The sequence below is a fragment of the Reyranella sp. genome (assembly GCF_004296935.1).
Lineage (GTDB): Bacteria > Pseudomonadota > Alphaproteobacteria > Reyranellales > Reyranellaceae > Reyranella.
In genome coordinates, this window is the sequence record NZ_SCVH01000024.1 from 1 (window position 1) to 2,043 (window position 2,043).

At 65.3% G+C, this 2,043-nt stretch carries 2 protein-coding genes; one reads left to right on the forward strand and one right to left on the reverse strand.

Going from position 1 to position 2,043, the window contains the following annotated elements; translation table 11 throughout:
* The first annotated feature begins 116 nt into the window (after positions 1-116).
* Positions 117-821 (forward strand): UPF0149 family protein, encoded by a 705-nt coding sequence (locus EPO55_RS03180; RefSeq protein ID WP_296334965.1) that lies wholly within the window; start codon positions 117-119, stop codon positions 819-821.
* Between the two features lie 5 nt (positions 822-826).
* On the opposite strand, the gene EPO55_RS03185 is transcribed toward EPO55_RS03180, so the two are convergent.
* Positions 827-2,043: IS66 family transposase (locus EPO55_RS03185; RefSeq protein ID WP_296334966.1), on the reverse strand; the 1,217-nt coding region annotated here is incomplete at its 5' end.

Genomic DNA, 2,043 nt, shown 5'->3' on the forward strand with positions numbered 1-2,043 from the left:
GTTGGAGCTGACCACCACTCAGCGGGAGACAGGTATCGACGGTCGGTAAGCGTCAAAGTTTCCCGGTCTTCCGCTATCGTCACTAAGTTTTGTAGGTAATTTAGTAGGCGCCGCCGATGTGCGGCGATGACGCCAACAAGCGGGTGATGATGTTTTCGGCCACTGTCTCTGCGGATTCAACAATGGCCGCTGGCGAGCGGGCGCGGTCGGTTTGGCATGCCTATGCGCAGTCCGAGCTGGCGCCGTCGGGGACGATGAGCGCGTTGGCATTGGAGGGCTACCTGACTGCATTGCTGGTCTGCCCGAAGGAGGTATCGATCGATCTGTGGGCGCTGCGGCCGTGGGGTGACGCGGTGCCACGCTTCCAGGACGATGCCGAGCGGGGCGCAGTGACCGCGGCTATGATCCAGTTCAAAGACGGTATTGCCGCGCGCCTCCTGTCAGGGCGCGACCACTATCGTCCGGCTTTCTTGCCAGTGCTCGGACGACCGCGGCTGGACGACGTCCGGGAGTGGGTCGCAGGCTTCTGGAAGATCGTCGAACTACAGCCTGACTGGTGGCTCCGGCTGCTCGAAGATCGCAAGCTGAGCAAGGCGACCCTGCCGTTCCTCGGATTCATCCCCGGTGGTGACGGCCGATGCATGGAAGAGACCGACAAGAACCGCGACCAGCTTTACGCACATGCCGGCTCACTGGGGATCGCGGTACTGGTGCTCGATCGCCTCCGGAAGAAGCGCGCTACAAGCGCGGCCGCGAACCCGGCTCGCAATGCGCGGTGCCCCTGCGGCTCAGGTCGCAAGTTCAAGCACTGTTGCGCATGATGTTGTCAGGCGGCGAGCGCGGATCGCTCCTGCGACCAGTTCCAGGGCAACAGCTCGGCGAGGCGCTGCACGGGATGGTCGGCGATCCTGGTCAGCACATCCGTCAGCCATGCTTCGGGATCGACGCCGTTGAGTTTGGCGCTCTGAAGAAGCGTGTACAGCACCGCCGCCCGCTCGCCGCCGGCATCCGAGCCCATAAAGCTGTAATTCCGGCGGCCCAGGACGACCGGGCGGATCGCGCGCTCAACAGCATTGTTCGAGAGCTCGGCACGGCCGTCGGTCAGGAACCGCTCGAACGCCGGCCATCGTTCGAGCATGTAGGTCACCGCCGGATATTCCGGCGAGCTCGTGCTGAGCGCCTGTACCGCCCAGTCGAGCCAGGCCTTGAGCCGTGCGACCCGCGCCGCCGACAGCCGGCGCCGCGCCTCGAGACGCACCTGCGGCGTGCAACGAAGATGATCGCGCTCAACCTCGAACAGCCTCCCTATGACCGCCAGCACCTCCGCGGCACCGTCAGATTTGGTGATCGTCCACGCTTCCCACCAGTATCGACGCGCGTGGGCCCAACACCCCGTTTCCAGCAGGCGTGGGACGGCAACGCCGTCGTCGCCCGTAACCAGCCATCGGTAAGCCGCATGGTAACGCGTGTCTCCGTCGGCGTGCATGAGGCCATGTGCACCTTTGAGGATATCCAGGACCGTCCCGTCGCCTTTACTCGCAGCATGGGCATACCAGGCAGCTGGCGGCGCGGGGCCACCCCAGGGCCGCTCGTCGCGCACCGCGCACCACATCCGGCCCTCGCGGGTGCGCGATCTTTCTCGGTCGAGCACCCACATCGGCGTGTCGTCGATGTGGAAGGCGTCGCCCGCGAACACGTGCTCGCCGATCAGCTCCGCCAGCGGCGCACAGAGCCTGGCAATGCCGCTCGTGTAGTTCATCAGCGTCTGACGGCTCAGTTGCACTCGCGACCGCGCCAGGATCTGTGACTGCCGGTTGAGCGGGATATGATCCAGGTATTTCGAAGTCGCGATATGGGCGAGGAACGCGGGCCCCACCATCGCGCGCTCAATCGGCAACGCTGGCGGCGGCGCCTGTCGGGTCGCGTCGCAGTCGCGGCAGCGCATTCTCGGCCGCACATGCTCGATAATCTTTACGGTCGCGGGGATGCGCTCCATCACTTTGCGCCGGTCCTCACCGACCTTGTGCAACCGCGTGCCGCCGC

Coding starts and splice junctions, on each gene's coding strand:
- EPO55_RS03180 (WP_296334965.1), top strand. CDS start 117: ATGTGCGGCGATGACGCCAACAAGCGGGTGATGATGTTTTCGGCCACT.